General features: G+C 66.7%; 21 protein-coding genes. 14 read left to right on the top strand and 7 right to left on the bottom strand.

Going from position 1 to position 22,527, the window contains the following annotated elements; all coding sequences use genetic code 11:
* Positions 1-47 precede the first annotated feature (47 nt).
* Positions 48-1,658, top strand: a complete 1,611-nt coding sequence (locus E8M84_RS11475; protein WP_137111333.1) for a GMC family oxidoreductase — start codon at positions 48-50, stop codon at positions 1,656-1,658.
* Positions 1,659-1,818: 160 nt separating this feature from the next.
* Here E8M84_RS11475 and betC read toward each other — a convergent pair whose 3' ends face one another.
* Positions 1,819-3,321, bottom strand: coding sequence for a choline-sulfatase (gene betC / locus E8M84_RS11470; RefSeq protein WP_137111332.1), 1,503 nt, complete (start codon positions 3,319-3,321; stop codon positions 1,819-1,821).
* A gap of 85 nt (positions 3,322-3,406) precedes the next feature.
* The gene (gene bhcR, locus E8M84_RS11465) at positions 3,407-4,219 is read right to left on the bottom strand and encodes an HTH-type transcriptional regulator BhcR (protein ID WP_137111331.1); all 813 of its coding nucleotides are present in this window, start codon (positions 4,217-4,219) and stop codon (positions 3,407-3,409) included.
* 149 nt (positions 4,220-4,368) lie between these two features.
* Here bhcR and bhcA point away from each other — a divergent pair, with 149 nt between their 5' ends.
* The 5 genes from bhcA (at position 4,369) to E8M84_RS11440 (ending at position 9,153) form a co-directional block, all read left to right on the top strand.
* Positions 4,369-5,559: an L-aspartate--glyoxylate aminotransferase BhcA gene (gene bhcA / locus E8M84_RS11460; protein ID WP_137111330.1), complete on the top strand. Its 1,191-nt coding sequence runs from the start codon at positions 4,369-4,371 to the stop codon at positions 5,557-5,559.
* A gap of 78 nt (positions 5,560-5,637) precedes the next feature.
* Entirely contained in the window at positions 5,638-6,609 is a 972-nt protein-coding gene (bhcB, locus tag E8M84_RS11455) for a beta-hydroxyaspartate dehydratase BhcB (RefSeq protein WP_137111329.1), read from the top strand.
* Positions 6,610-6,614: 5 nt separating this feature from the next.
* Positions 6,615-7,778, top strand: coding sequence for a 3-hydroxy-D-aspartate aldolase BhcC (gene bhcC, locus E8M84_RS11450; RefSeq protein WP_137111328.1), 1,164 nt, complete (start codon positions 6,615-6,617; stop codon positions 7,776-7,778).
* An 87-nt stretch (positions 7,779-7,865) separates the two neighbouring features.
* Positions 7,866-8,825: an iminosuccinate reductase BhcD gene (bhcD, locus tag E8M84_RS11445; protein ID WP_137111327.1), complete on the top strand. Its 960-nt coding sequence runs from the start codon at positions 7,866-7,868 to the stop codon at positions 8,823-8,825.
* Between the two features lie 79 nt (positions 8,826-8,904).
* The gene (locus E8M84_RS11440; RefSeq protein WP_137111326.1) at positions 8,905-9,153 is read left to right on the top strand and encodes a DUF167 domain-containing protein; all 249 of its coding nucleotides are present in this window, start codon (positions 8,905-8,907) and stop codon (positions 9,151-9,153) included.
* Positions 9,154-9,271: 118 nt separating this feature from the next.
* On the opposite strand, the gene E8M84_RS11435 is transcribed toward E8M84_RS11440, so the two are convergent.
* Together E8M84_RS11435 and ttcA are read right to left on the bottom strand one after the other, a co-directional pair.
* Positions 9,272-10,759 carry a bifunctional diguanylate cyclase/phosphodiesterase gene (locus tag E8M84_RS11435; protein WP_137111325.1) on the bottom strand — a complete coding sequence of 496 codons (1,488 nt, stop codon included), beginning with the start codon at positions 10,757-10,759 and terminating at the stop codon, positions 9,272-9,274.
* A gap of 76 nt (positions 10,760-10,835) precedes the next feature.
* The gene (gene ttcA / locus E8M84_RS11430) at positions 10,836-11,702 is read right to left on the bottom strand and encodes a tRNA 2-thiocytidine(32) synthetase TtcA (protein ID WP_137111324.1); all 867 of its coding nucleotides are present in this window, start codon (positions 11,700-11,702) and stop codon (positions 10,836-10,838) included.
* Positions 11,703-11,785: 83 nt separating this feature from the next.
* Between ttcA and E8M84_RS11425 the strand changes: the two genes are divergently transcribed.
* Positions 11,786-13,450, top strand: coding sequence for a pentapeptide repeat-containing protein (locus tag E8M84_RS11425; protein WP_137111323.1), 1,665 nt, complete (start codon positions 11,786-11,788; stop codon positions 13,448-13,450).
* 4 nt (positions 13,451-13,454) lie between these two features.
* On the opposite strand, the gene E8M84_RS11420 is transcribed toward E8M84_RS11425, so the two are convergent.
* Positions 13,455-14,186 (bottom strand): SDR family NAD(P)-dependent oxidoreductase, encoded by a 732-nt coding sequence (locus E8M84_RS11420; protein WP_137111322.1) that lies wholly within the window; start codon positions 14,184-14,186, stop codon positions 13,455-13,457.
* 125 nt (positions 14,187-14,311) lie between these two features.
* Here E8M84_RS11420 and argB point away from each other — a divergent pair, with 125 nt between their 5' ends.
* From argB to E8M84_RS11385, 7 genes are all read left to right on the top strand, one after another.
* Positions 14,312-15,190 (top strand): acetylglutamate kinase, encoded by an 879-nt coding sequence (gene argB, locus E8M84_RS11415; protein WP_394347420.1) that lies wholly within the window; start codon positions 14,312-14,314, stop codon positions 15,188-15,190.
* 152 nt (positions 15,191-15,342) lie between these two features.
* The gene (locus E8M84_RS11410; protein WP_137111320.1) at positions 15,343-16,134 is read left to right on the top strand and encodes a sterol desaturase family protein; all 792 of its coding nucleotides are present in this window, start codon (positions 15,343-15,345) and stop codon (positions 16,132-16,134) included.
* Entirely contained in the window at positions 16,104-16,760 is a 657-nt protein-coding gene (locus tag E8M84_RS11405; RefSeq protein WP_137111827.1) for a ferredoxin, read from the top strand. Before E8M84_RS11410 ends, E8M84_RS11405 begins: the two co-directional genes overlap by 31 nt.
* Entirely contained in the window at positions 16,757-17,260 is a 504-nt protein-coding gene (locus E8M84_RS11400; RefSeq protein ID WP_137111319.1) for a histidine phosphatase family protein, read from the top strand. Before E8M84_RS11405 ends, E8M84_RS11400 begins: the two co-directional genes overlap by 4 nt.
* Before the next feature lie 263 nt (positions 17,261-17,523).
* On the top strand, positions 17,524-18,183 hold the full coding sequence (locus tag E8M84_RS11395; protein WP_137111318.1) for an SDR family NAD(P)-dependent oxidoreductase: 660 nt from the start codon (positions 17,524-17,526) through the stop codon (positions 18,181-18,183).
* Positions 18,177-19,700: a cryptochrome/photolyase family protein gene (locus E8M84_RS11390; protein WP_137111317.1), complete on the top strand. Its 1,524-nt coding sequence runs from the start codon at positions 18,177-18,179 to the stop codon at positions 19,698-19,700. The genes E8M84_RS11395 and E8M84_RS11390 overlap by 7 nt, the downstream gene beginning before the upstream one ends.
* 229 nt (positions 19,701-19,929) lie before the next feature.
* Positions 19,930-20,682 carry a hypothetical protein gene (locus tag E8M84_RS11385; protein ID WP_137111316.1) on the top strand — a complete coding sequence of 251 codons (753 nt, stop codon included), beginning with the start codon at positions 19,930-19,932 and terminating at the stop codon, positions 20,680-20,682.
* Positions 20,683-20,908: 226 nt separating this feature from the next.
* Here the strand turns inward: E8M84_RS11385 and E8M84_RS11380 are convergent, their stop codons facing one another.
* On the bottom strand, positions 20,909-21,280 hold the full coding sequence (locus E8M84_RS11380; protein WP_137111315.1) for a hypothetical protein: 372 nt from the start codon (positions 21,278-21,280) through the stop codon (positions 20,909-20,911).
* A 220-nt stretch (positions 21,281-21,500) separates the two neighbouring features.
* On the bottom strand, positions 21,501-22,439 hold the full coding sequence (gene hemC / locus E8M84_RS11375) for a hydroxymethylbilane synthase (protein ID WP_137111314.1): 939 nt from the start codon (positions 22,437-22,439) through the stop codon (positions 21,501-21,503).
* Positions 22,440-22,527 lie beyond the last annotated feature (88 nt).

Genomic DNA, 22,527 nt, shown 5'->3' with positions numbered 1-22,527 from the left:
GGCCTTTGACCCGCCGTTAGGGTCGCGGTCGGGTGCCGGGGACTGACATGGACGAGACCGACTACATCATCGTGGGCGCGGGCAGCGCGGGCTGCGTTCTGGCCGAGAGGCTGACGGCCAATGGCAAGCACAAGGTCACGGTGCTGGAGGCGGGCGGGTCGGACCGGAGGTTCTATGTCCATCTGCCGCTGGGGTATGGCAAGCTGTTCTACGACCCGGCGGTGAACTGGCTTTACAAGACCGAACCCGACCCGGGCCTGAACGGCGCGCGGGATCATTGGCCGCGGGGGAAAATTCTCGGCGGGTCGTCCAGCATCAATGCGATGGTCTACATCCGGGGCCACAAGGCGGATTACGACGACTGGGGCGTCAATCCGGGCTGGGGCTGGGAGGAGTGTCTTTCCGCCTACAAGGCGATGGAGGACAACGAGGCCGGTGCCGACGACTGGCGCGGGCAGGGCGGGCCGCTGTTCGTCTCGGCCAACCGGGCGGGGCTGCATCCGCTGGTGGGCATGTATCTGCAGGCCTGCGAACAGGCGGGCCTTGCGCCGACCGCCGATTTCAACGGGGCCCGGCAGGAAGGCGCGGGCATCTACCAGATGACGATCAAGGGGGCGCGGCGGAATTCGGCCGCGCGGGCTTTCCTGCGGCCGGCGATGAAGCGGTCCAATCTGCGGGTGGTGACAGGCGCGCTGGCGACGCGGGTCGTGATCGAGGGTGGCCGGGCCGTGGGCGTGGAATACCGCCGGGGCGACGAGACGCGGGTGCTGCGGGCACGGGGCGAGGTGATCCTGGCGGGGGGCGCGATCAACTCGCCGCAGCTGTTGCAGCTGTCGGGGATCGGGCCGGGGGCCTTGTTGCAGGGGCTGGGCATCCCGGTAATCAGGGACAATGCGAATGTGGGCGACCATCTGAGCGACCACCAGGGGATCAACTACACCTGGGCGATGAAGGTGCCGACCTACAATGACGAGCTGCGGCCCTGGTGGGGCAAGCTGCGCGCCGGGATGCAGTACTTTCTAGGCGGCGGCGGCCCGTTGGCCAAGTCGATCAACCACGCCGGGGGGTTCTTCCGGACGCGTCCGGACCTCGACCGACCGAACATGCAGTTGTATTTCCAGGCCTTTTCAACATTGATCCCGCGTGAGGGCGAGCGGCCGCTGCTGACGCCGGACCCCTGGTCGGGCCTGTCCATCGGGTTGTCGAATTGCCGACCCACCAGCCGGGGCCATATCCGGCTGCGTACGGGTCGGGCCGAGGATCATCCGGTGATCACCGCGAATGCGTTTTTGACGAACCATGACGTCGAGGAGATGCTAGCGGCGGTGAAGTTCCTGCGGAAAGTCGCGGCCCAGCCCGCGATGGCGGCGCTTGTGAAGGAAGAGCTGCGGCCAGGGCCGAAGGTGCAGTCGGATGAAGAGCTGATCCATGATTTCCGCGCCCGTTCGGGGACCGTCTATCACCCGAGCTGCACTTGCCGGATGGGACCGGATGCGTCGTCTTCGGTGGTGGATGCGGGTCTTCGCGTGCACGGGCTGGGCGGTCTGCGGGTGATCGACGCGAGCGCGTTTCCGAACATCATCGCAGGGAACACAAATGCTCCGGCCATGCTGATGGGCTGGAAGGGAGCAGAGCGGGTGCTGGCCGACGCGCGGTGACCTTCGACGGAGGAGCCATCCTTGGGGCATCGAGCCCCGCGGACGGCGCATCCGCGGAAGGACGACGGGCCGGTCGTCCCGGGATTGGCGACGGATCCTCCGGCGGGAGTATTTGTTGCATGGGCAACGACCGGGCCTTGGTGAGGCGGCGAACCTGACCTTATTCCCCGCGCGGAAACCGCTTGGAGTCCTCTAGAACATTCAGATCCATGTGGTTGCGCATGTAGCGTTCGCTTGCCGCACGAAGCGGCTGGTGGTCCCAGGGGAAATAGGCGCCGTTCCGCAGCGCCTCGTATACCACCCAGCGGCGGGCCTGGCTTTCGCGGACTGCCGCGTCGTAGGCGGAGAGGTCCCAGCGTTGGTCGGCCAGCGTGCGGAAATGCTGGAGGATTTCGGTGGTGCGGGGATCGGTGGCGAGGTTCACCGTTTCTCCCGGGTCATTCGCCACGTCGAACAGCTGTTCGGGGTCGGCGGGGCAGCGGATGTATTTCCAGGCTCCGTCACGCAGGGCGACCATCGGGGTGATCGTGCCTTCGGCGGCGTATTCCATGGCGACGGGGGCGCGAGGCGCTCCATTGGCCACCGGGATCAGGTTCACGCCTTCGGTCCAGGGGGCGACTTCGTCCATCGAGAGTCCTGCAAGTGCTGCGAGAGTGGGGGCGAGGTCGATGGAGGAGACGGGGGTTTCGACAAGGCCTGCGGGCATCTCGGGGGCCGCGATCATCAGGGGCACGCGGGCCGAGCCTTCGAAGAAGTTCATCTTGAACCAGAGACCCTTTTGCCCAAGCATCTCACCGTGGTCGGAGAGGAAGACGATGTGGGCGTCCTGCCGGGTGGCCTCCAGAACGGCAAGAATCTCACCGATCTTGTCGTCGATATAGCTGATGTTGGCGAAATATGCCTGCTTGGCGCGGCGGATGTGGTCGGGGGTGATTTCCATGCCCCGCCAGTCGCAGGCGTCCATCAGGCGCTGGGAGTGGGGGTCCATGTCGTCGTAGGCGAGGGGTTCGGGCGGCTCGCATTCGGGGGCACCTTCGTAGAGGTCCCAATATTTGCGGCGGGCGACGAAGGGATCGTGCGGGTGGGTGAAGCTGACGGTCAGCGCCCAGGGGCGGGGGTCCTGGCCGCGCGAGAGGTCGTAGATCTTCTGCACGGCCTGGAAGGCCACGTCGTCATCGTATTCGTACTGGTTGGTGATCTCGGCCACGCCTGCGCCGGTGACGGAGCCGAGGTTGTGGTACCACCAGTCGATGCGCTCGCCCGGTTTGCGGTAGTCAGGGGTCCAGCCGAAGTCAGCGGGGTAGATGTCGGTTGTCAGGCGCTGCTCGAACCCATGGAGTTGGTCAGGACCGACGAAATGCATCTTGCCGGAAAGCGCCGTCTGGTACCCGGCGCGGCGCAGGTGGTGGGCGTAGGTCGGGATGTCCGAGGCGAATTCGGCGGCGTTGTCGTAGACGCGGGTGCGGGAGGGAAGCTGACCGGACATGAAGCTGGCGCGGGCGGGGGCGCAGAGGGGGGACGCCGTGTAGCAGTTCCGGAAGCGGGTGGACCGGGCGGCGAGAGCCTTGAGGTTGGGCGTATGCAGGAAGTCAGCCGGGCCATCGGGGAAGAGGGTGCCGTTCAGCTGGTCGACCATCAGGATCAACAGGTTCGGCTTGGTCATGATGTGTCCTTCGCTGGCTTTGCGCTTGTCTAGACGGTCGGGCGCGCCCGTCTGGCCCCCGACCGACCGGCCCCTGTCGAAAGCGTCACTCGGGCTGGGTGCCGCCCGTGGCTTCCGTCACCTGATCCGCCGCCGCCCGCACCAGCGCGCCGGTCCGGGTGGCGTCGGACAGCCCCATGCGGAAGGCGGGGCCGGAGACAGACAGGCCCGCCACCGGCTCGCCATGGGCGTTGAAGATCGGGGCCGCGACGCAGCGCATCCCCTCGGCGCGTTCCTGATCGTCGATGGAAAAGCCCCGGTCGCGGGTGCGGTTCAGGTCGCGGAGGAGGGCGCTGTCGCTGGTGAGGGTCAGGGAGGTGAACTTTTCCAGCCCCTTGCGGGCCAGGATGCCGCGCGTCTTTTCCTCGGGGTACCAGGCCAGCAGCGCCTTGCCGATCCCGCTGGAGTGCATCGGCGCGCGGGTGCCGGGGGGGAAGAAGGCGCGGATCGCTTCGTAGGTTTCAACCTGGGCGACGAAGAAGACCTCGTCCTTGACCTCGATGCCGAGGTTCGCGGTTTCGCCGGTTTCGCGCATCAGCGCGTCCATCGGCTGGCGGGCGCGTTCGACGACCTTGGTGCGGCGCAGAAAGGCCGAGCCGACGCGGAAGGCACCGGGGCCGATGTGCCAGAACTGGCCGGGCTCATCTACCTCGACCATGCCGTGGCCTTGCAGGGTGACAAGGGCGCGGAAGACGGTGGCGATGGCCTCGCCGGTATCCTCGGCAATCTCGGACAGGGTCCGGCCCGGGTTCAGGGCGACATGGGTCAGGATGTCCATGCCCCGGTCCAAGGCCTGCACGGTGTTCTGGTCCGTCTTTTCGTTGAACGCCTTCGGGCGGCCGCGGGGTTTCTGGGCCATCGGGGGCCTCCTGTTTGTGAAAAAGCACAAGTCATTGGATGGATTGGGGAATAGCATGGATATGTGACAGTGAAAAATCTTTTCGAAAAAATTGTGCGCATTCGCCGCAGGGCGTAGCTTTTCTGGGCGATCTTTCAGGGAGTTGCCCGATGTCCATGCAGAACCCCGTCTTCATCCCGGGCCCGACGAACATTCCGGATTCGGTGCGCAAGGCCTGCGACATGGGCACGCTGGACCACCGGAGCCCGGCCTTTTCACGGCTGTTCAAGCCGGCGGTGGAAGGTGTTCGGCGGGTTTTGCGCATGGAACAGGGCGAGGTCATCGTCATCCCGTCGACCGGCACGGGGGGTTGGGAAGCGGCAGTGACGAACACGCTGTCACCCGGAGATACCGTTCTTGCCGCCCGGTTCGGGATGTTCAGCCACCGCTGGATCGACCTGTGCCAGCGCCACAAGCTGGACGTCGAGATCATCGAAACGCCCTGGGGGCAGGGAGCGCCGCTTGAGGCCATCGAGAGGGTCCTGCGCGCGGACAAGGCAGGGCATATCAAGGCGGTCCTGGCGACCCATAACGAGACGGCGACGGGGGTGAAGTCGCACATCGCGGGGATCCGGGCGGCGATGGACGCGGCGGGACATGCGGCGATGCTGTTCGTGGACGGGGTGTCCTCGATCGCCTCGATGCCCTTCGACTTTGCGGGCTGGGGCGTCGATATCGCGGTGGCGGGCAGTCAGAAGGGCTTCATGCTGCCGGCGGGGCTGGCGATCCTGGGGGTTTCGCCGAAAGCGATTGCGGCGATGGAGACGGCACGACTGCCACGGACCTTCTTCGATTTCAAGGACATGCTGGGTGCTTACGCGCGCGGCGGCTACCCCTATACTCCCGCTGTGGGCCTGATTGCCGGGCTGGCGCATTCCATCGACCTTCTGGAGACGGAGGGGCTGGAGAATGTCTACGCTCGCCACCACCGGCTCGCCGAAGGCGTGCGCCGGGCGGTCTTTGCCTGGGGGATGACGCCCTATGCGGTGTCGGCAGACTTGTATTCGGATACGGTGACGGCGGTAAAGGTGCCTGCCGGGTGCGACGGGACCGCGCTGGTTCAGCTTGCGGCCAGCAAATACGGCATGGCCTTCGGCGTGGGTCTGGGTGAGGTCGCTGGAAAGGTCTTCCGCATCGGTCACCTTGGCATGCTGACCGAAGCGATGGTGCTGTCAGGGCTTTGCGTGGCCGAGATGTGCATGGCCGATCTGGGTTGGCCGGTGAAACTTGGATCGGGCGTGGCGGCGGCGCAGGAGTATTATCGCGGGACGGTTCCTGCGATGGCGATGGCGGCGGAGTAAGGGGCCAAAATCCTCAAGCAAGGATTTTGACAAGTTTCTTGCTCAAGAAATTTGGGCCCCAGCGGAAAGGGCAGGAAAATGAAGGACATGAACGGATTGCAGATCCCCACCTACGACGACATGCTGGCCGCACATGACCGCATCCGCCCGCATATCCGCCAGACCCCGGTCCGCAGCTCGGACTACCTGAACGAGCTTGCCGGGTGCGAACTCTTCTTCAAATGCGAGAACTTCCAGGAGCCGGGGGCCTTCAAGGTGCGCGGCGCGGCCAACGCCGTCTTCGGGTTGACGGACGACCAGGCCAGGCTTGGTGTCGCCACCCACTCCTCCGGAAACCACGCGTCCTGTCTGTCCTACGCCGCCATGCTGCGGGGCATCCCCTGCAATGTGGTCATGCCGCGCACGGCCCCGCAGGCAAAGAAGGACACTGTGCGGCGCTATGGGGGTGTCATCACCGAATGCGAACCCTCGACCAGCAGCCGCGAGGCGACCTTTGCCGAAGTGCAGGCCCGCACCGGCGGCGACTTCGTCCACCCCTACAACGACCCCCGCGTGATCGCCGGGCAGGGCACCTGCTCACGCGAGTTCATGGAGCAGACCGGCGGATTGGACATGGTCGTGGCCCCCATCGGTGGCGGCGGCATGATCTCGGGCACTTGCCTGACGCTGTCGACGCTTGCCCCGGTAACCAAGGTCATCGCGGCGGAGCCGGAACAGGCCGACGACGCCTATCGCAGCTTCAAGGCCGGGCGTATCATCGCCGATGACGCGCCGAAGACCATCGCCGACGGGTTGCTGGTCCCGCTGAAGGACCTGACCTGGCATTTCGTGTCGAACCACGTCAGCGAAATCTACACGGCCTCTGAACAGGAGATCATCGACGCGATGAAGCTGACTTGGAAGCATCTGCGGGTCGTGATGGAACCCTCCAGCGCCGTGCCGCTGGCCGTGGTCCTGAAGAACCGTGCGGCCTTCCGGGGCAAGCGCGTCGGCATCATCATCACCGGCGGCAACGTCGATCTGGACCAACTCCCCTGGATGAAAGGTTGAAGACCATGAACAAGTACACGGATTTTCAAGGGCTTGAGGTGGGTTACGACATTCCGGCCCTGCCGGGGATGGACGAGGCGGACATCCAGACGCCCTGCCTGATCCTCGACCTCGATGCGCTGGAGCGCAACATCGTCAAGATGGGCGACTATGCTCGCGCGCACGGGATGCGGCACCGGGTGCATGGCAAGATGCACAAGTCGGTGGACGTGGCCAAGCTGCAGGAGCGGCTGGGCGGCGCGGTGGGGGTCTGCTGCCAGAAGGTGTCGGAGGCCGAAGTCTTCGCCCGCGGTGGGATCAAGGATGTGCTGGTGTCGAACCAGGTGCGCGACCTGGCCAAGATCGACCGGCTGGCGCGGCTGCCGAAACTGGGGGCGCGGACCATTGTCTGCGTCGACGACGTGGCGAACGTGGCCGACCTGTCGGCGGCGGCGGTTCGCCACGGGACGGAAATCGAGGTCTTCGTCGAAATCGACTGCGGCGCGGGTCGCTGCGGGGTGAAGACGCCCGAGGAGGTGGTGGCGATTGCTAAAGCCGCGGCCGCAGCACCCGGGCTGAAGTTCACCGGCATCCAGGCCTATCAGGGCGCGATGCAGCACATGGATCGCTATGAGGACCGGAAGGCCAAGCTGGATGCGGCAATTGCCCAGGTGAAGGGGTGTGTCGACGCGCTGGAGGCGGCGGGGCTAAAGCCGGAGCTGGTGTCGGGCGGGGGCACGGGGTCCTACTATTTCGAAAGCAATTCCGGGGTCTACAACGAGCTTCAGTGCGGGTCGTACGCTTTCATGGACGCGGACTACGGCCGAATCCTCGACAAGGATGGCAACCGGATTGACCGGGGTGAGTGGGAGAATGCGCTGTTCATCCTGACCTCGGTGATGAGCCATGTGAAGGCCGACAAGGCGATCTGCGATGCAGGGCTGAAGGCTCAGTCGGTGGATAGTGGCTTGCCGGTGATCTTCGGGCGCGACGACGTGAAATACGTCAAGTGCAGCGACGAGCACGGGGTGATCGACGACCCAGCGGGCGTCTTGAAGGTCGGCGTCAAGCTGAAGCTGATCCCCGGCCACTGCGACCCGACATGCAATGTGCATGACTGGTATGTCGGTGTCCGGGGCGGCAAGGTTGAATGCGTCTGGCCGGTCTCGGCCCGGGGCAAGGCGTATTGAACCTGCGCCCGGCCCTCCCGGCGGAGCCTCCGGCGGGAGTATTTTCGACATGAGCAAATCAGGGCATAGGTCCCTGGGAAGGCACGCATGCTGATCGTTCCCGAGGCGCTGATCGCGTCGCTTGTCACCGCCGAGGATGCCTTTCGCGCGGTCGAGGCCTGTTTTGCCGCGATGGTGCGCGGAGAGGCATACAACTTCCCCGTGGTGCGCGAGGCGCTGGGCGAAGGGCGGCAGTATGGCTTCAAGTCCGGCCTCGATCGGGCGGCAGGCCAGCTTGGGGTGAAGGCCGGCGGGTACTTCCCGGGGAACGCTGCGAAGGGGCTGATCAATCACCAGTCCTCGGTCTTCCTGTTTGATCCCGACACCGGGCGGCCGGTGGCGATGGTGGGGGGGAACCTGTTGACGGCGCTGCGGACGGCGGCGGCATCGGCGATCGCCATCGACCGCCTCGCGCGGCCAGAGGCACATGTGCTGGGCATCGTCGGTGCGGGACATCAGGCGGGGTTCCAGTTGCGCGCAGCCGCACGGGTGCGGCGGTTCGAGCGGGTGATTGCCTGGAACCTGCATCCCGAGATGCTGCCAAAGCTTGGCGCGGTGGCGGCAGAGCTGGGCCTGCCGTTCGAGGCGGTGGATCTGCCCCGGATGCGAGAGGCCGAGGTGATCGTGACGATCACGTCCTCCCCTGCGGCGAGCCTTCTTGCCGAGCATGTCGCGCCCGGCACGCATCTGAGCTGCATGGGGACTGACACGGCAGGCAAGCAGGAGGTGGAGCCCGCGCTGGTGGCGGGGGCTTCGGTCTTCACCGACGAGGTAGCCCAATCGGTGACCATCGGCGAGGCGCAGCATGCAGTGGGCGCAGGACTTCTGGACGCAGCCGGAATAGTGCCGCTGGGCGATGTGCTGATCGGCAGGCACGAGGGCCGGAAAGCCATGAATGAAATCACGCTTTTCGACGGGACGGGGGTAGGCCTGCAGGACCTTGCGGTTGCGTCGGTCGCCGTGACCCGTGCCCGGGAGCGGGGATTGGGGATCGAGGTCGGGGTCTGAGCGCAGCGAGAAAGGCCCGGCCCGTGCAGGCCCGGGAGAGAGACTTGCCAGGCAGACCGGCGTGGTGCATGCCCCGGACATGACCGATCTTTCGCACATGGCAGTGGAAGGGACGACTTTCGCGGTGCGGGTCACCCCGAATGCGCGGCGGGCGGCGCTGGAACTGGTGGACGGGGTGGTCCGGATCAGCGTGACCGAGGTGCCCGAGGCCGGACGGGCGACGGAAGCGGCCCGCGCAAGTCTGGCGAAGGCGCTGGGCGTGGCGAAGACCCGCCTCGTCCTGCTGCGCGGTGCTGCTTCACGGGACAAGCTGTTCCGACTGGAGTGACCCGTGACCATGACCACGGCGCGTGCCTGTCGCTGTGCAATGTGCTGGCTGTGCAGCCGGGATGGCGGGGCGGTGCTGCGCCGATCCGAAGCCGGGCGGCCTTCCAGTCAGTTCCCGCCTATCGCGCCCGGACGCCGATCCGCAGCGCCTGGGCGCGTTTCTCGCGATGCGCGGCAAGCCAGCCCGCAAGCTCTTCCACCGGCATCGGTTTCGCGATGACGTAGCCCTGCACATGGCCGCAGCCAAGTTGCGCCAGAAGCGCGTGTTCGCCGGGCGTCTCGACGCCTTCGGCCAGGGTCTCGAGCCCCAGACGCTCTGCCAGCGACAGGATCGCGGTAATCAGGTTCTGCTGGTCGCGGTTCTGGTCGACGTTCTGGACAAAACTGCGGTCGATCTTCAAGCGGTTCAGCGCGAACCGGCGGATCGCGGTGATCGAGGCGTGACCGGCACCGAAGTCGTCCAGGTCGACGCCGCAGCCCATGGCGGCAATCCGGCCGATGTTTGCGGCAAGGACATCGTCGCCGTCGCCCGCAACGACCGATTCCAGCACCTCGACGGTCAGTCGCGACGGATCGAGGCCAAAGTGGTCCAGCGTCCAGCCGAGCCGTTCCGGCAGATGAGGGTCGCGCAGTTCCTGCTGCGAGAAGTTCACCGCCACGGTCGGAATGCGCAGGCCCTTGCGGTCGAACTCGGCCAGGGCGGCCATGGACTGGGTCAGCATGGTCTGGCCCAGAAGCTCCATCAGGTCAGAGCCGTCGATGGCCGGAAGGAAGGTCCCCGGGGCGAGGCAGCCGCGTTCGGGATGAAGCCAGCGCACCAGAGCCTCAACCCCCGTGACCTCACCGCTGTCGGTCGAGACCTGCGGCTGGAACCAGGCCCGTACTTCGCCACGCTGGACCGCCGCGGAAAAGCCGGCGCGCAGGGCGTCCCGGTCGGCCCGGGCGCGGGCCAGATCGGCGGAATAGCCGCGGATCGCGCCCGGACGGCACGAGGCTGCCTCATCCCCGGCGACCTGAGCGGCATCGAGGAGGGCCAAGCCGCTGGGCCGGGCCAATTGCATCGAAGAACAGAACCCCACGGAACAGGTCACCTGCACCGGCCCTGACGACAGCGTGACCGGCTGCTGCACCACGAGTTGCAGTCTTGCCGCGATGCGGACCATGATCTCCAGGTCCAGCCGGGGCGAAGTGGCAAGGACCACGGCGAGACTGCCGTCCTCCAGCGTGTAGAGAAGATCACGCGGGCGGAGAGCCCCGCGCAGCCGGGCGACACAGGCCGACAGCACCTCGCTTTGACGGACGCGGCCCAGGCGGTCGCACAGGTGGGCAGCATCTTCGAACTGGATCACCAGGCAGCCGGTCGCCCCGCCGCGGGCCCCGGCCTCCGTCAGCATGTCGTCCAGCCGGGCGATCACCCGGTCGCTGGTCGCACCGGTTTCGTCCACAGCCCGTGGACGGCCGAAGGCCAGCACGACAACCGGCAGCGCCGCCGCCAGCGCGACAAGCGCCAGTTCCCCGGCGATCCAGTAGGTCGAGAGCGCGAAGAGGGGCACCAGGGCAAGAATCTGCCACGCATGCCGTGCCAGCCGTTGCAGCGCCAAAGTCATGCCAGTCGCCCCCGAAAAGGCGGGCCTGATGCCCGCGGTTCGAGGTCAGGCTAGGCGGATGTTCCTGATCAGTTCCTTAACGCTCACCCGAAAGTTGCGGAAAATTCTCACGATCTCCCGTGGCGGCAAAGAGTGCCGCAAAGTCAAACAGCGTCGGGTCGGCAAGGTGCGAGGGCCGCACGTTCATCAAGGACCGGAACATGACCTGCCTGCGGCCAGGGGTCCGGGTCTCCCATTCGTCGAGGAGCCTTTTCACCTGGGCGCGCTGCAACCCTTCCTGGCTGCCGCAAAGGTCGCAGGGGATGATCGGATAGTTCATCGCGCTGGCGAACTTGCCGCAGTCTTCCTCGGAGACAAAGGCGAGGGGGCGGGCGACGAAGAGGTCGCCGTCCTCGTTCAGTAAGCGCGGCGGCATGCTGGCAAGCCGTCCGCCGTGGAAGAGGTTCATGAAGAACGTCTCAAGGATGTCGTCGCGATGGTGGCCGAGGACGACCGTCGAACAGCCTTCCTCGCGGGCGATGCGGTAGAGGTTGCCGCGCCGGAGGCGGGAGCAGAGCGAGCACATCGTCCCGCCGGGCTTGATCTTGTCGATGACCACCGAATAGGTGTCCTGGTATTCGATCCGGTGCGGCACGCCCATCCGGGTCAGGAACTCAGGCAGCACGGTCGCGGGGAAGTTCGGCTGGCCCTGGTCAAGGTTGCAGGCGAGAAGGTCCACCGGCAGAAGCCCGCGCCATTTCAGCTCGGTGAGGATGGCGAGAAGGGTATAGCTGTCCTTGCCCCCGGACAGGCAGACCAGCCAGCGGTCGCCCGCGCGCGCCATGCCGTAGGTGTCGATCGCCTCGCGCACCTGTTGCACCAGGCGTTTCCGCAGCTTGCGGAACTCCAGCCCCTTCGGCGCGCCGTGGAACAGCGGGTGGATGTCGTCGGCGTCGTCAAGCATGGGCGTCCCCTGCAGCATGGCAAGCCGATTGCCATAAAGGCTGCGCTTTGTCATCGTCAATCCCGTGGAAAGGGGTGGACGGGGTGACGACGCCAGGCACAGAGCCCGGGCCGCCAGCGCGGGCGTCAGGAGGCGGCGGCCTTGCGGCTGGCGGCATGGGGCTGGTGTTCTTTGCCTTCGGGCTCGCCGCCGGAGTGCTGGGTGCCTATGTGGCGGTTGGGTTCCTGGCCGACAGCGCCGGGCTGATCCTGTCGGTCTTCCTGGCCGCGCTGATCGTGGTGCTAGTCCTTGGCGTCCTGATCCTCGCCCTGCGCAAGACGCTGCTGACGAAGCTTTTCGGCCATGCCGAAGTGGCCCTGGAAGAGATCGCGAGTCCCCTTGCACGGATTGCGGACCGGGCCATCGAGCGTGACCCCGCAGGGGCGACTTCTGCGGCGCGGGACCTGGTGGCGATGGTGCTGGCGCGCTATTCCTGGATCGCGACCCGGCGCTGGGTGATCGCGTCCCTGACGGCGCTGATCGCGGCGATGGCGGCACTGGCGGGGACGGCGCTTCTGTTCAAGCAGAACGAGCTGATTTCCACCCAGACCGAGCTTTTGCGCGAACAGAACCTGCGTATCGAAGAGCAGACCAAGCTGATCCAGACCGATGTGCAACTGGCGGAAGCCGCGCGGAATGCGCAACTGGCGGTCGAGATCACCGAGATCGCGGCGGAACTGGGCCGGGTGGTGGACCGGGTGAACGGCGATGGAACGATCAACCCGGTCAACGTGCTGGACCCGGTGGCCGACCTGGACCGCAGCCTTGTGTTGCGCATCACCTCGATCTCGCGGGCGCTTTTGCCCTACAGGTTCCTGGATCATGGGTTCCGGCCCGAGGACCAGTCCGACGGCAGGCGCGTGGCGCTGGCCGGGCGGCGCGAGGTGCTGGGCGACAGCTATGCCAAGGCAAGCGCCTATTTCGGCTGGAGCGAGCGGCCCGAGGGCACCTATCTGACCGACCGGCCGGCAAGCCCCGAGCGCGGCCAACTGCTGCGCGTCCTGATGGCCAGCGGTGTCCGCAATCTGGAGTATCTCACCTATGCCGGGCTGGATCTGGATTTCGCAGTGCTGCGCGCGACCGACATGCAACTGGTGACAGGCCAGCAAGCGCGGCTTTCCTTCGCGGACTTCTCGGGCAGTTATCTGGTCGAGTGCGACTTCGGGACGGCGATCCTGGAAAACAGCCGGTTCCGGCTGGCCAATATCCAGAGCACACGCTTTGCCGCCCTGCCGCCCGATCAGGTTCTGGCACCCCTTCCGGCGCAGGACGGGCTGACCCCGACGCGGATGTCGGGGGCGGATTTCAGCCGTGCGACGATCCTTGCCAGCGACTTTTCGGCCACCGAACTGGCCGGAGCAAGCTTTGACGGCGCGCTTCTGGACGGCGTGGACTTCGGCGATGCGGATCTGTCGGCGGCGACGCTGCGGGGGACTGTGATCCTTGCGGCTGACTTCGGCGGGACCTTCGTGAAGCGGACGGATTTCGACGGGGCGCTGGTCATCGACCCCGAGTTTCTGACCAAGCTTGCCGCCTCGGTCGCCCCGGAGACGTTCCGGTCAGAGCTTTACACAATGGAGCCGGTCGACCTGAACTCGCTGCTGGAGATCATGGTCGTCTACAATTCCATCGAGGCCGAAGACCTTGCCGCCCGCGCGCCTGATGGGAAGGCCTACCGCATCACCCGGATCGGCGACTTCGGCCCCTGAGCCGCTAGACGTGCTGGCCGCCGTTGACCTCGATTTCGGCGCCCGAGATGTAGCTCGACTGGTCGGAGCACAGGAACCAGATCGCGTCGGCGACTTCCTTGGGCTGGCCCAGGCGGCGCATCGGCAGTTGTTCCACGATCTTGTCGGTGCCGGGCGAGAGGATCGCGGTTTCCACCTCTCCCGGCGCGATGGCGTTGACGCGGACGCCCAGGGGCCCGAAATCATGCGCCATTTCCCGGGTCAATGCCGCGAGGGCCGCCTTCGACGTCGCATAGGCCGCCCCGGCGAAGGGGTGGACCCGGACCCCGGCGATGGAGGTGACGTTGACGATGGAGCCCTTGGTGGCCGTCAACTCGTCCTTCAGCCCGCGCGCCAGGATGACGGGGGCGAAGAAGTTGACGTGGAAGACATGGCCCCAGGTGCGAAGGTCGGTCGTCATGGTGTTCAGCCGTGCCCCGCCCGGCCCCTTGGGGCTGATTCCGGCATTGTTTACAAGGGCATGGATGCGGCCGCCGACCTTGGCCTTGATCGTCTCGATGGCGGCGATGGTCTTGTTGGGGTCGGCAAGGTCGATCTCGATGTGGTTCTCCTCGCCCCCTGGCCAGGGGCAGCGCGGGTCGAAGGGCTGACGCGAGCAGGTGAGGACGCGCCACCCCTCGGCGCCAAACCGCTTGACGGTGGCATGGCCGATCCCGCGGCTTGCGCCAGTCAGGACGAGGGTTTTCTGCTCGGACATCTCATGTCTCCTTTGAGGGCACAGGCTACGCTTGCGCACGGGGAAGGCAAGGCTTGGCAGAGGGGTGGAAAAGCCGTATGCGGCGCGTCAAGATGGAGGTCCCGATGAAACAGCAGACCCTGACCATGAAAGACGCAATCACCACCGCGAAGATGCTGTCCGAGGCGCTGCCCTATCTGCAGCGGTTCGAGGGGGCTGTGGTCGTCGTCAAGTTCGGCGGCAACGCGATGGGCGACGATGCGGCGATGGCGGAATTCGCCCGCGACATCGTCCTGATGAAGCAGGTCGGCGTGCATCCCGTGGTGGTCCACGGCGGCGGGCCGATGATCAACGAGATGCTTGAAAAGCTTGGGATAAAATCCACCTTCGTCCGTGGCAAGCGGGTCACCGACAAGGCCACGGTGCAGGTGGTCGAGATGATCCTGTCGGGATTGGTGAACAAGCGGATTGTGCAGGCGATCATGGATGCGGGCGGTCGGGCCGTGGGGATTTCCGGCAAGGACGACGACCTGATGGTCTGCGAGGCCGACGACCCGGAACTGGGCTATGTCGGCCGCCCGGTCGAGATGAACGTGCAGGTGCTGCGCGACCTTTACAACGCTGGCATCATCCCGGTGGTGGCCCCGGTGGCGACGGGGATGAAGGACAACGAGACCTTCAACGTGAACGGCGACACGGCGGCGGGGGCCATCGCGGGCGCCTTGCAGGCGGACCGGTTGCTTCTGCTGACCGACGTTCCGGGGGTGAAGGACGCGAGTGGCCAGGTGATGACCCAGATCACGCCCGAGGAAATCCGCCGGATGACCGAGGAGGGGGTGATCTCGGGCGGGATGATCCCGAAGACCGAGACCGCGCTGATGGCGATCGAGCAGGGGACGCGGGCGGTGACGATCTTGGACGGCAAGGTGCCGAACGCCTGCCTGCTGGAGCTGTTCACCGACCACGGCGCCGGGAGCCAGATCCGAAGCACCGAGCCGCGGGTGAAGCCGCATGTCCGGCGCTGAGCGGTCGGTAGATTAACCGGCTGAAAGAGCAGCATTTTATCGGTCTGTAAGGTGTCGGCTATCTGTCTGGCATCCGTCGGGCATCCTGTCTGGCGGCAACACGCGCCTCGCCCTGTTAACCTTGCCCAGCGAATCGGGTGCAGGAGTGCCATATGGAGCAGGACCTTCTCTGGCGCGGCGGGGTTTTCCTCGGCCTCTTCGCCCTGTTCGCGGGGCTGGAGCCGCTGGCGCCGCGCCGCGCCCGCAGCCTGTCCCGCGGGCGGCGCTGGCCGACGAACCTGGGCATCACGCTTCTAAACACACTGGCGCTGCGCGGGCTTGCCATCGTCCTGCCGCTTCTCGCCATCGGCGCGGCGCTGGATGCCGAGGCGCAGGGTTGGGGGCTGTTGAACCGCGTGGATTGGCCGGGCTGGGTCGACCTGGTGCTGGCTGTCCTGATCCTGGACCTTGCGATCTGGGCGCAGCATCTGGTGACGCACAAGGTGCCCCTGTTCTGGCGGTTCCACCGGGTCCACCATGCCGACCGCGACATGGACGTGACGACGGGCTTCCGGTTCCACCCGGTCGAGATCCTCGCCTCGATGGGGCTGAAGATCGGGCTGGTTTACCTGCTGGGGCCGTCTGCGCTTGCGGTACTGGTGTTCGAGATCCTCTTGAGCGGGACGGCGCTGTTCAACCATTCCAACCTCGCCCTGCCGGGGGGGTTGGACCGGGTGGTGCGGCTGGTGCTGGTGACGCCGGATATGCACCGGGTGCACCATTCCATCCACCGCGAGGAGCATGACAGCAATTACGGCTTCTGCCTGTCGGTCTGGGACCGGATTTTCCGCACCCATGTGCCACAACCGAAGGCAGGGCATGACGCGATGACCGTGGGGCTGGAATGGCAGGACGAGAGACCGGCGAGGCTTTCATGGGCGCTGGGGTTACCCTTCCGGCGCTAGAGGCGCTGCTGGCCGAAGAGCGGCTGGAGGTGCTGGGCGGCTTTGCGCTGCGCCCGGGGGAGGAGGGCTTTCCGGCGGGCACGCGGACGTTGCTGCTGCTTGGGCCGAAGGAGCCGGGGTTCTGGACGCATCTGAAGACCCAGCCCGAATGGGGGGGGCCTGACCCCGTCGACCGCTGGTCGCGGCGGGTGATCGGGCGGATTGCCTGTGATCTTGCGGCCAAGGCGCTGTTTCCCTTCGGCGGGCCGCCGTATCATCCGTTCTACCAATGGGCGGTGCGAACGGGCCGGGTCTGGGACAGTCCGGTGCGGCTGCTGGTCCATGCCGGGCAGGGGTTGATGGTCAGCTTTCGTGGGGCATTGGCGCTGAAGGAAGTGGTCGAGGTGCCGCCGCCAGTGGCGAAACCGTGTGAAGCCTGCGCGGCCCCTTGCCTGACCGCCTGCCCCGCTGGGGCGCTGACCGGCACAGGGTATGACGTGCCTGCGTGCCATGCCTGGCTGGACCGGGCAGAGGGGGCGGAGTGCCTGTCGGGCGCCTGCCTTGTGCGCCGCGCTTGCCCGGTGTCGCAAAGCTATGCAAGACTGCCCGAACAGTCGGCCTATCACATGAGGCAGTTCCACAGATGAAGCGGTTGATCCTGACGCGGCATGCGAAATCCTCCTGGGACGACCCGATGACCCCCGACCATGACCGCCCCCTGAACGAGCGCGGCAAGGCGGCTGCCGCGGATCTGGGGCAGTGGCTGGCGAGCCGCGACTATGTGCCGGGCGAGGTGTTGTGCTCCGACGCGGTTCGGACGCGGAAGACGTTTTCGGGGATCGCGCCAGCCTTGCCGGGGGCACCGGTGCTGGAGCTTAAACCGGCGCTGTATCATGCGGGGCCGGACGTGATGCTGGCAGTCCTGCGCCATGCCAAGGCGGATGTGGTGATGATGATCGGGCACAATCCCGGAATCGCCGATTTCGCGGCCCGGCTGGTGGCGCATCCTCCGTCGAACCCGGAGTTCGGGCGCTATCCGACCGGGGCGACGCTGGTGGCGGATTTCGATGTGGCAGACTGGGCGGAAGTCGGTTTCGGGATGGGCGTGACGGTGGATTTCATCGTCCCGAGCGAGATCGTCGCCTGACGGGCCGTCCAGGCAGGACATCTCGAGCAAGTCAACCAAATCAAGGTGTTGGGCTGGCGCGTTGGCGCGGGCTTGACGATTGCTTGAACGGGGGAGCCGCCTCGGGGGGCATCGAGCCCCCGCTCGGCGGCGCTGCCGCGGACCTGTCCAAAGCGTTGCCGGGGGTGGAGGGTGCGGAGCCTCCGGCGGGAGTATTTGTGACATGGGCAAATATGGTCGCGAGTCCCGGCCGCGCTATGTCCGGCGTCTAGGCTGGAGGCGAGATGCGGGCATTGGTGGTGGGGGCGTCGGGCGGGATCGGTCGGGCGCTGGTGACGGAGTTGCGGGGGCGGGGCGAGGTTGTCGGGCTGTCTCGGTCGGGCGATGGGCTGGACGTGACGGAGGAGGCGTCGGTTGCAGCGGCGTTCTCGGGCCTGGAGCCGGGGTTCGACCTGGTGGTGGTGGCGACGGGGGCGTTGGTCATCGGTGGCGTCGGGCCGGAGAAGACCCTGCGGGCGGTGACGGCAGAGGGGCTGGCGGCGCAGTTTGCGGTGAACGCGGTGGGTCCTGCGCTGGTGATGAAACATGCGTTGCGGTTGTTGCCGCGGGATCGGGTGTCGCGGCTGGCGGTGCTGTCGGCGCGGGTGGGGTCGATCGGGGATAACGGCTTGGGCGGCTGGTATGGCTACCGGGCGGCGAAGGCGGCGTTGAACCAGTTGGTGCGGACGGCGGCGGTGGAGGCGCGGCGGACGCATCCGTTGTCGGTGTTTGTCAGCCTGCATCCGGGGACGGTAGAGACGGGCTTGGCCCCAAGCTTGCGGGCAGGGCATCCGTCGGTGTCTGCGGAGGTGGCGGCGGGGAACCTGTTGCGGGTGCTGGAGTGGTTGGGGCCGGAGGCTTCGGGCGGGTTCTACGACTGGAAGGGCGAGGTCGTGCCGTGGTGAGGCTGGTCCTGGTCCTGGGGGATCAGCTGACGCCCTCGGTGGCTGCCCTGCGGGCGGCGGACAAGGCGCGGGATGTGGTGGTCATGGCGGAGGTGATGGAGGAGGGCGAGAGCGTCCCCCACCATCCGCAGAAGATCGCGCTGATCCTGGCGGCGATGCGGAAGTTTGCCGCTGGGTTGCGGGCAGAGGGGTGGCGGGTCGCCTATTCCAGGCTGGATGATCCAGAGAACGCACAGACTTTGTCCGGGGAGGTGTTGCGGCGGGCTGCGGAGTTCGGGGCCGCTGAGGTGATCGCGACAAAGCCGGGGGAGTGGCGGGTTTTGCGGGACCTGGAGGACCTGCCGCTGCCGGTACGGGTGCTGGAGGATGACCGGTTCCTGTGCTCGGAAGCCGAGTTCGCGTGCTGGGCCGAGGGGCGCAAGCAGCTGCGGATGGAATGGTTCTACCGCGACATGCGGCGGAAGACCGGGTTGATGATGGAGGGGGACCAGCCTGCGGGTGGGCAGTGGAACTTTGACCACGACAACCGGAAGCCGGCGAAGGCTGATTTGCTGCGGGCGCGGCCACGGGACTTTGCGCCGGATGCGGTGGTGGAGGAGGTGCTCGGGCTGGTGGAGGTCAGGTTTTCCCATTTCGGGCGGCTTAAGCCGTTCCGCTGGGCGACGGATCGGGCCGGGGCCCTTGCGGCGCTGGCCGAGTTCGTCGAGGAGCGGTTGCCGCGCTTTGGCGAGGAGCAGGATGCGATGCTGGAGAGGGAGGCTTACCTCAGCCACGCGGTGATTTCTCCGTATCTCAACATCGGGCTTCTGGGGCCGATGGAGGTTTGCCTTGCCGTGCAGGCAGCTTGGAAGGCGGGTCGGGTGCCGATCGCGGCGGCGGAGGGGTTCATCCGGCAGGTGATCGGTTGGCGGGAATATTTGCGGGGGATCTGGGCGCTGAAGGGGCCTGCGTATCTGGAGGGGAATGCCTTGGGGCACTCCCGGGCTTTGCCGGGGGTCTACTGGGGGGGCGAGACGGGGATGGCCTGCATGGAGGCTGCCGTCGGGCAGACGCGGGACCTCGCCTATGCCCACCACATTCAGCGGCTGATGGTGACGGGGAATTTCGCGCTGCTGGCTGGGGTGGACCCTGCAGCGGTGCATGAATGGTATCTGTCGGTCTATGTTGATGCCTTCGAATGGGTGGAGGCGCCGAATACGCTGGGGATGAGCCAGTTTGCCGATGGGGGGGTGCTGGGGTCGAAGCCCTATGTGTCCTCGGGCGCCTATATCGACCGGATGTCGGATCACTGCGGGGGCTGTGCCTACCGGGTGAAGGAGAAGGTGGGGGAGCGGGCCTGTCCGTTCAACCTTCTGTACTGGCACTTCCTGGTGCGGCACCGGGAGCGGTTCAGGGGGAACCCCCGGATGGGGCAGATGTACCGGGTCTGGGACGGGATGGACGCGGGCCACCGGGAGGCGGTGCTGGCGGGGGCAGAGGGGGTGCTTTCGCGGCTGGATCGAGGGGAACTGGTGTGAGGTGTCCACGGTGGACAAACGCTGGGAGTGATTTGATTTCAAGGAGTTGGTCGCGGGCGTTAGGGGATTGTTAATCTGCGGGATTGCCCCTCACCCCGGCCCTCACCCCCGGGAGGGAGAGGGGACGCAAGGTGAGCGAGCGGCGCGTGGTTTGCCCGCCCGGCGCGGGTTGGGTTTGACGGGCGGTGCGCTGTAGCGCACCCTGCGCTGGTGAGACGTGGGGGGCGACATGGACGGGGTTCGGGCGCATCGGCGGGAGGAGGCGGCCAAGGGGTTTCCGCTGCTTCGGGGGTGCCCGTCGACCTTTGTGCTACGCCGTCTGGCCGCGTTGGACCGGATGACCGAGCGCGACCGTGAGGACTATGCCGACCAGTTGTCGGAGCTGGCCGAGGCGCAGGCAGGGGGAGCCCTGAGCCATGATGAGCGGGCGGCCCTGGTGAAACGGCTGCCCGTCGTGGCGGAAGTGGAAGGGTCCGGGGCTGCGCGACCGGACCTTCGGTTCCAGAACGTCAAGAACCTGGCGCGGCTGGCGGCGGACCCGGGCGGCATCGAGGGGTTCATTCGACTGCAGGGGCTGGAAGGGGAGTCTGCGGGCCCGCCCGCTCCACATGTGACGAGCTTTGCCGAGGCGGTGCCGGTGACGCCTGCGAAACTGCGCAAGGCGGTCAGCGGCGCGCTGGAGGCGCGGTTCGGCGGCAAGGTGATGAAAGAGTGCGCGGATCTCGATCAGCTGCGTGTCGAGGTGCCGCGCGGGCGGATGGTGTTGAACCTGGGATTTGCGAGCAAGGGCTGGGGAGCGATGTCGCGGCAGCTCGATTACAGTCTTTGGGCCGATCTGGACGGGGTGCGGATGGTGCCGACGACCTATGAGGCGCTGTGGCTGTTGCCAGCGCAGTGGGACCTGCTGACCCCGTCGAATGTCGAGGCCGCAGCGGCGCATCTGGTGCGGCTGGTGGAGACGCGGCTGGCGCTGCAGGGGTGACCAGGCGGAGGTGTTCGATCCGGCCTGAGGGGTCGGGTTTGCTGCGCGGCAGTCGCGGGGCTGGGCGCAGGGACGAACCGCGACGCTGGAGAGGCTGAGGGCGCTGCCTCCGGCGGGAGTATTTGGAACATGGGCAAATGCCGGGCACGTTGATGCAGGGCGGAGGCCGACTGTGGCCTGCCCTTCGTCGCATCCCTCCGGCAGGTGCTGCGCTGTGGGCGTGAGGCTATTCGGCGTAGAGGGCGGCGAAGGGGCCGCCGGTCTGGCTCATGCGGTCGCGCGTGGACTGGCACCAGGTTTCGGGATCGGATGCGGACACCTCGTTCAACGAGGCCTTGATCTTCTCGTCGAGAAGCTGTTTCGCCTTGGCCTCGGGGACCTGGGACAGCATAGCGAACCCCTCGGCCTGGATGTCATCGGCGACGCGGGGATTCACGAAGAAGAACTGCGCGCAGAGGTTGCGGACGGTTTCGATCTCGGCCGCGATCTCGGCGCCGAATTCAGCTGCGCCAAGCGTTGCGTCGTCCTGGGCGAGGGAGGGCTGGGGAAGGGCAAGGTTGGAGGCGGCGAGGGCGGGGAAGAGAAGGAAACGGAGCACGGAAGACGAACCTTTGCACGGGGTGAGCGACCTTGAGATTAGACAAGGGCGGGACGGGGCCGCAAGCGGGACGAGGGAGCGGGACGGGCTGCGGGTTGCCATCGTCGGGAGCAGCGCCTTGGGCAGGCGGCGGTGCCTCCGGCGGGAGTATTTGGGTCGTGGGCAAGACTGCGGGTCGGCCTTCGCTTGCGGGGTGGCGGAGGCAGGCGCGGGCGCGACCTTAGTGGAAGAAGTTTGGCCCCGCCTTGGAGAGGAGCTCTTTTGCGAGGGCGCGACCGATGTCGGAGCCTTGTCCGACTGGGCCGCGGCGTTCGCCTGCGACGTTGGCGGAGCCGTCGGGGCGGAGGAGTTCGCCGCGGAGCCAGAGGGTATCACCTTCCAGAACCGCTAGGCCCGCGATGGGGGTTTCGCAGGAGCCGTCGAGGGTGGCGAGGAAGCTGCGCTCGGCGGCAAGGCGGAGGCCGGTGTCTTGGTCGTGGATGCGGGCGAGCATGGCGGCGGTGCGGGGGTCAGCCACGCGACGTTCGATTCCGATGGCACCCTGGGCGACGGCGGGGAGCATTTCTTCGGGTGCTATGGCAGAGCGGGCGACATGGGTCATGCCAAGGCGCGTGAGGCCTGCCATGGCGAGGAAGGTGGCGTGGGCCACGCATTCGTCGAGTTTCCGCATCCGGGTTTGCACGTTGCCGCGGAATTCCACGAGCTGGAGGTCGGGGCGGCGGAGGGCGAGTTGGGCGCGGCGGCGGAGGGAGGAGGAGCCGACGGTCGCGCCCTGCGGCAAGTCACGGATGCTGGCGTAGCGGGGGGAGACGAAGGCATCGCGGACGTCGGCGCGGGGGAGGTAGCAGTCGAGGATCAAGCCCTCGGGCTGCTGCGTCGGCATGTCCTTCATCGAATGGACGGCGATGTCGATGCTGGCGTCGAGCAGCGCCTCTTCGATCTCGCGGGTAAAGAGGCCCTTGCCGCCGATCTCGCGCAGGGCCTTGTCCTGGATCTGGTCGCCGGTGACCTTAATGACCACGATTTCGAAGGCGGCCTCGGGCAGCGCGAAGGCCTCCATCAGGCTGCGCCGTGTCTCGTGCGCTTGCCAGAGGGCGAGGGGGGAGCCTCGGGTGCCGATCTTGAGGGGCTTCACGGGGGTGGGCAGATCATCGCTCATGCGCCAAGGCTTAACGGTGTCAGGCGCGGCTGACAACTCTTGACAAGCCGGGCGGGGCAGCCGACCCATGGGGCAAGACGAAAAGGAC

Origin of the sequence: Rhodobacter sp. SY28-1, from assembly GCF_005222785.1 — a bacterium.
Classification (GTDB): domain Bacteria; phylum Pseudomonadota; class Alphaproteobacteria; order Rhodobacterales; family Rhodobacteraceae; genus Tabrizicola.
Note: the sequence above shows the minus strand (reverse complement) of the source record. Positions and strands in the feature narration are given on the sequence as shown.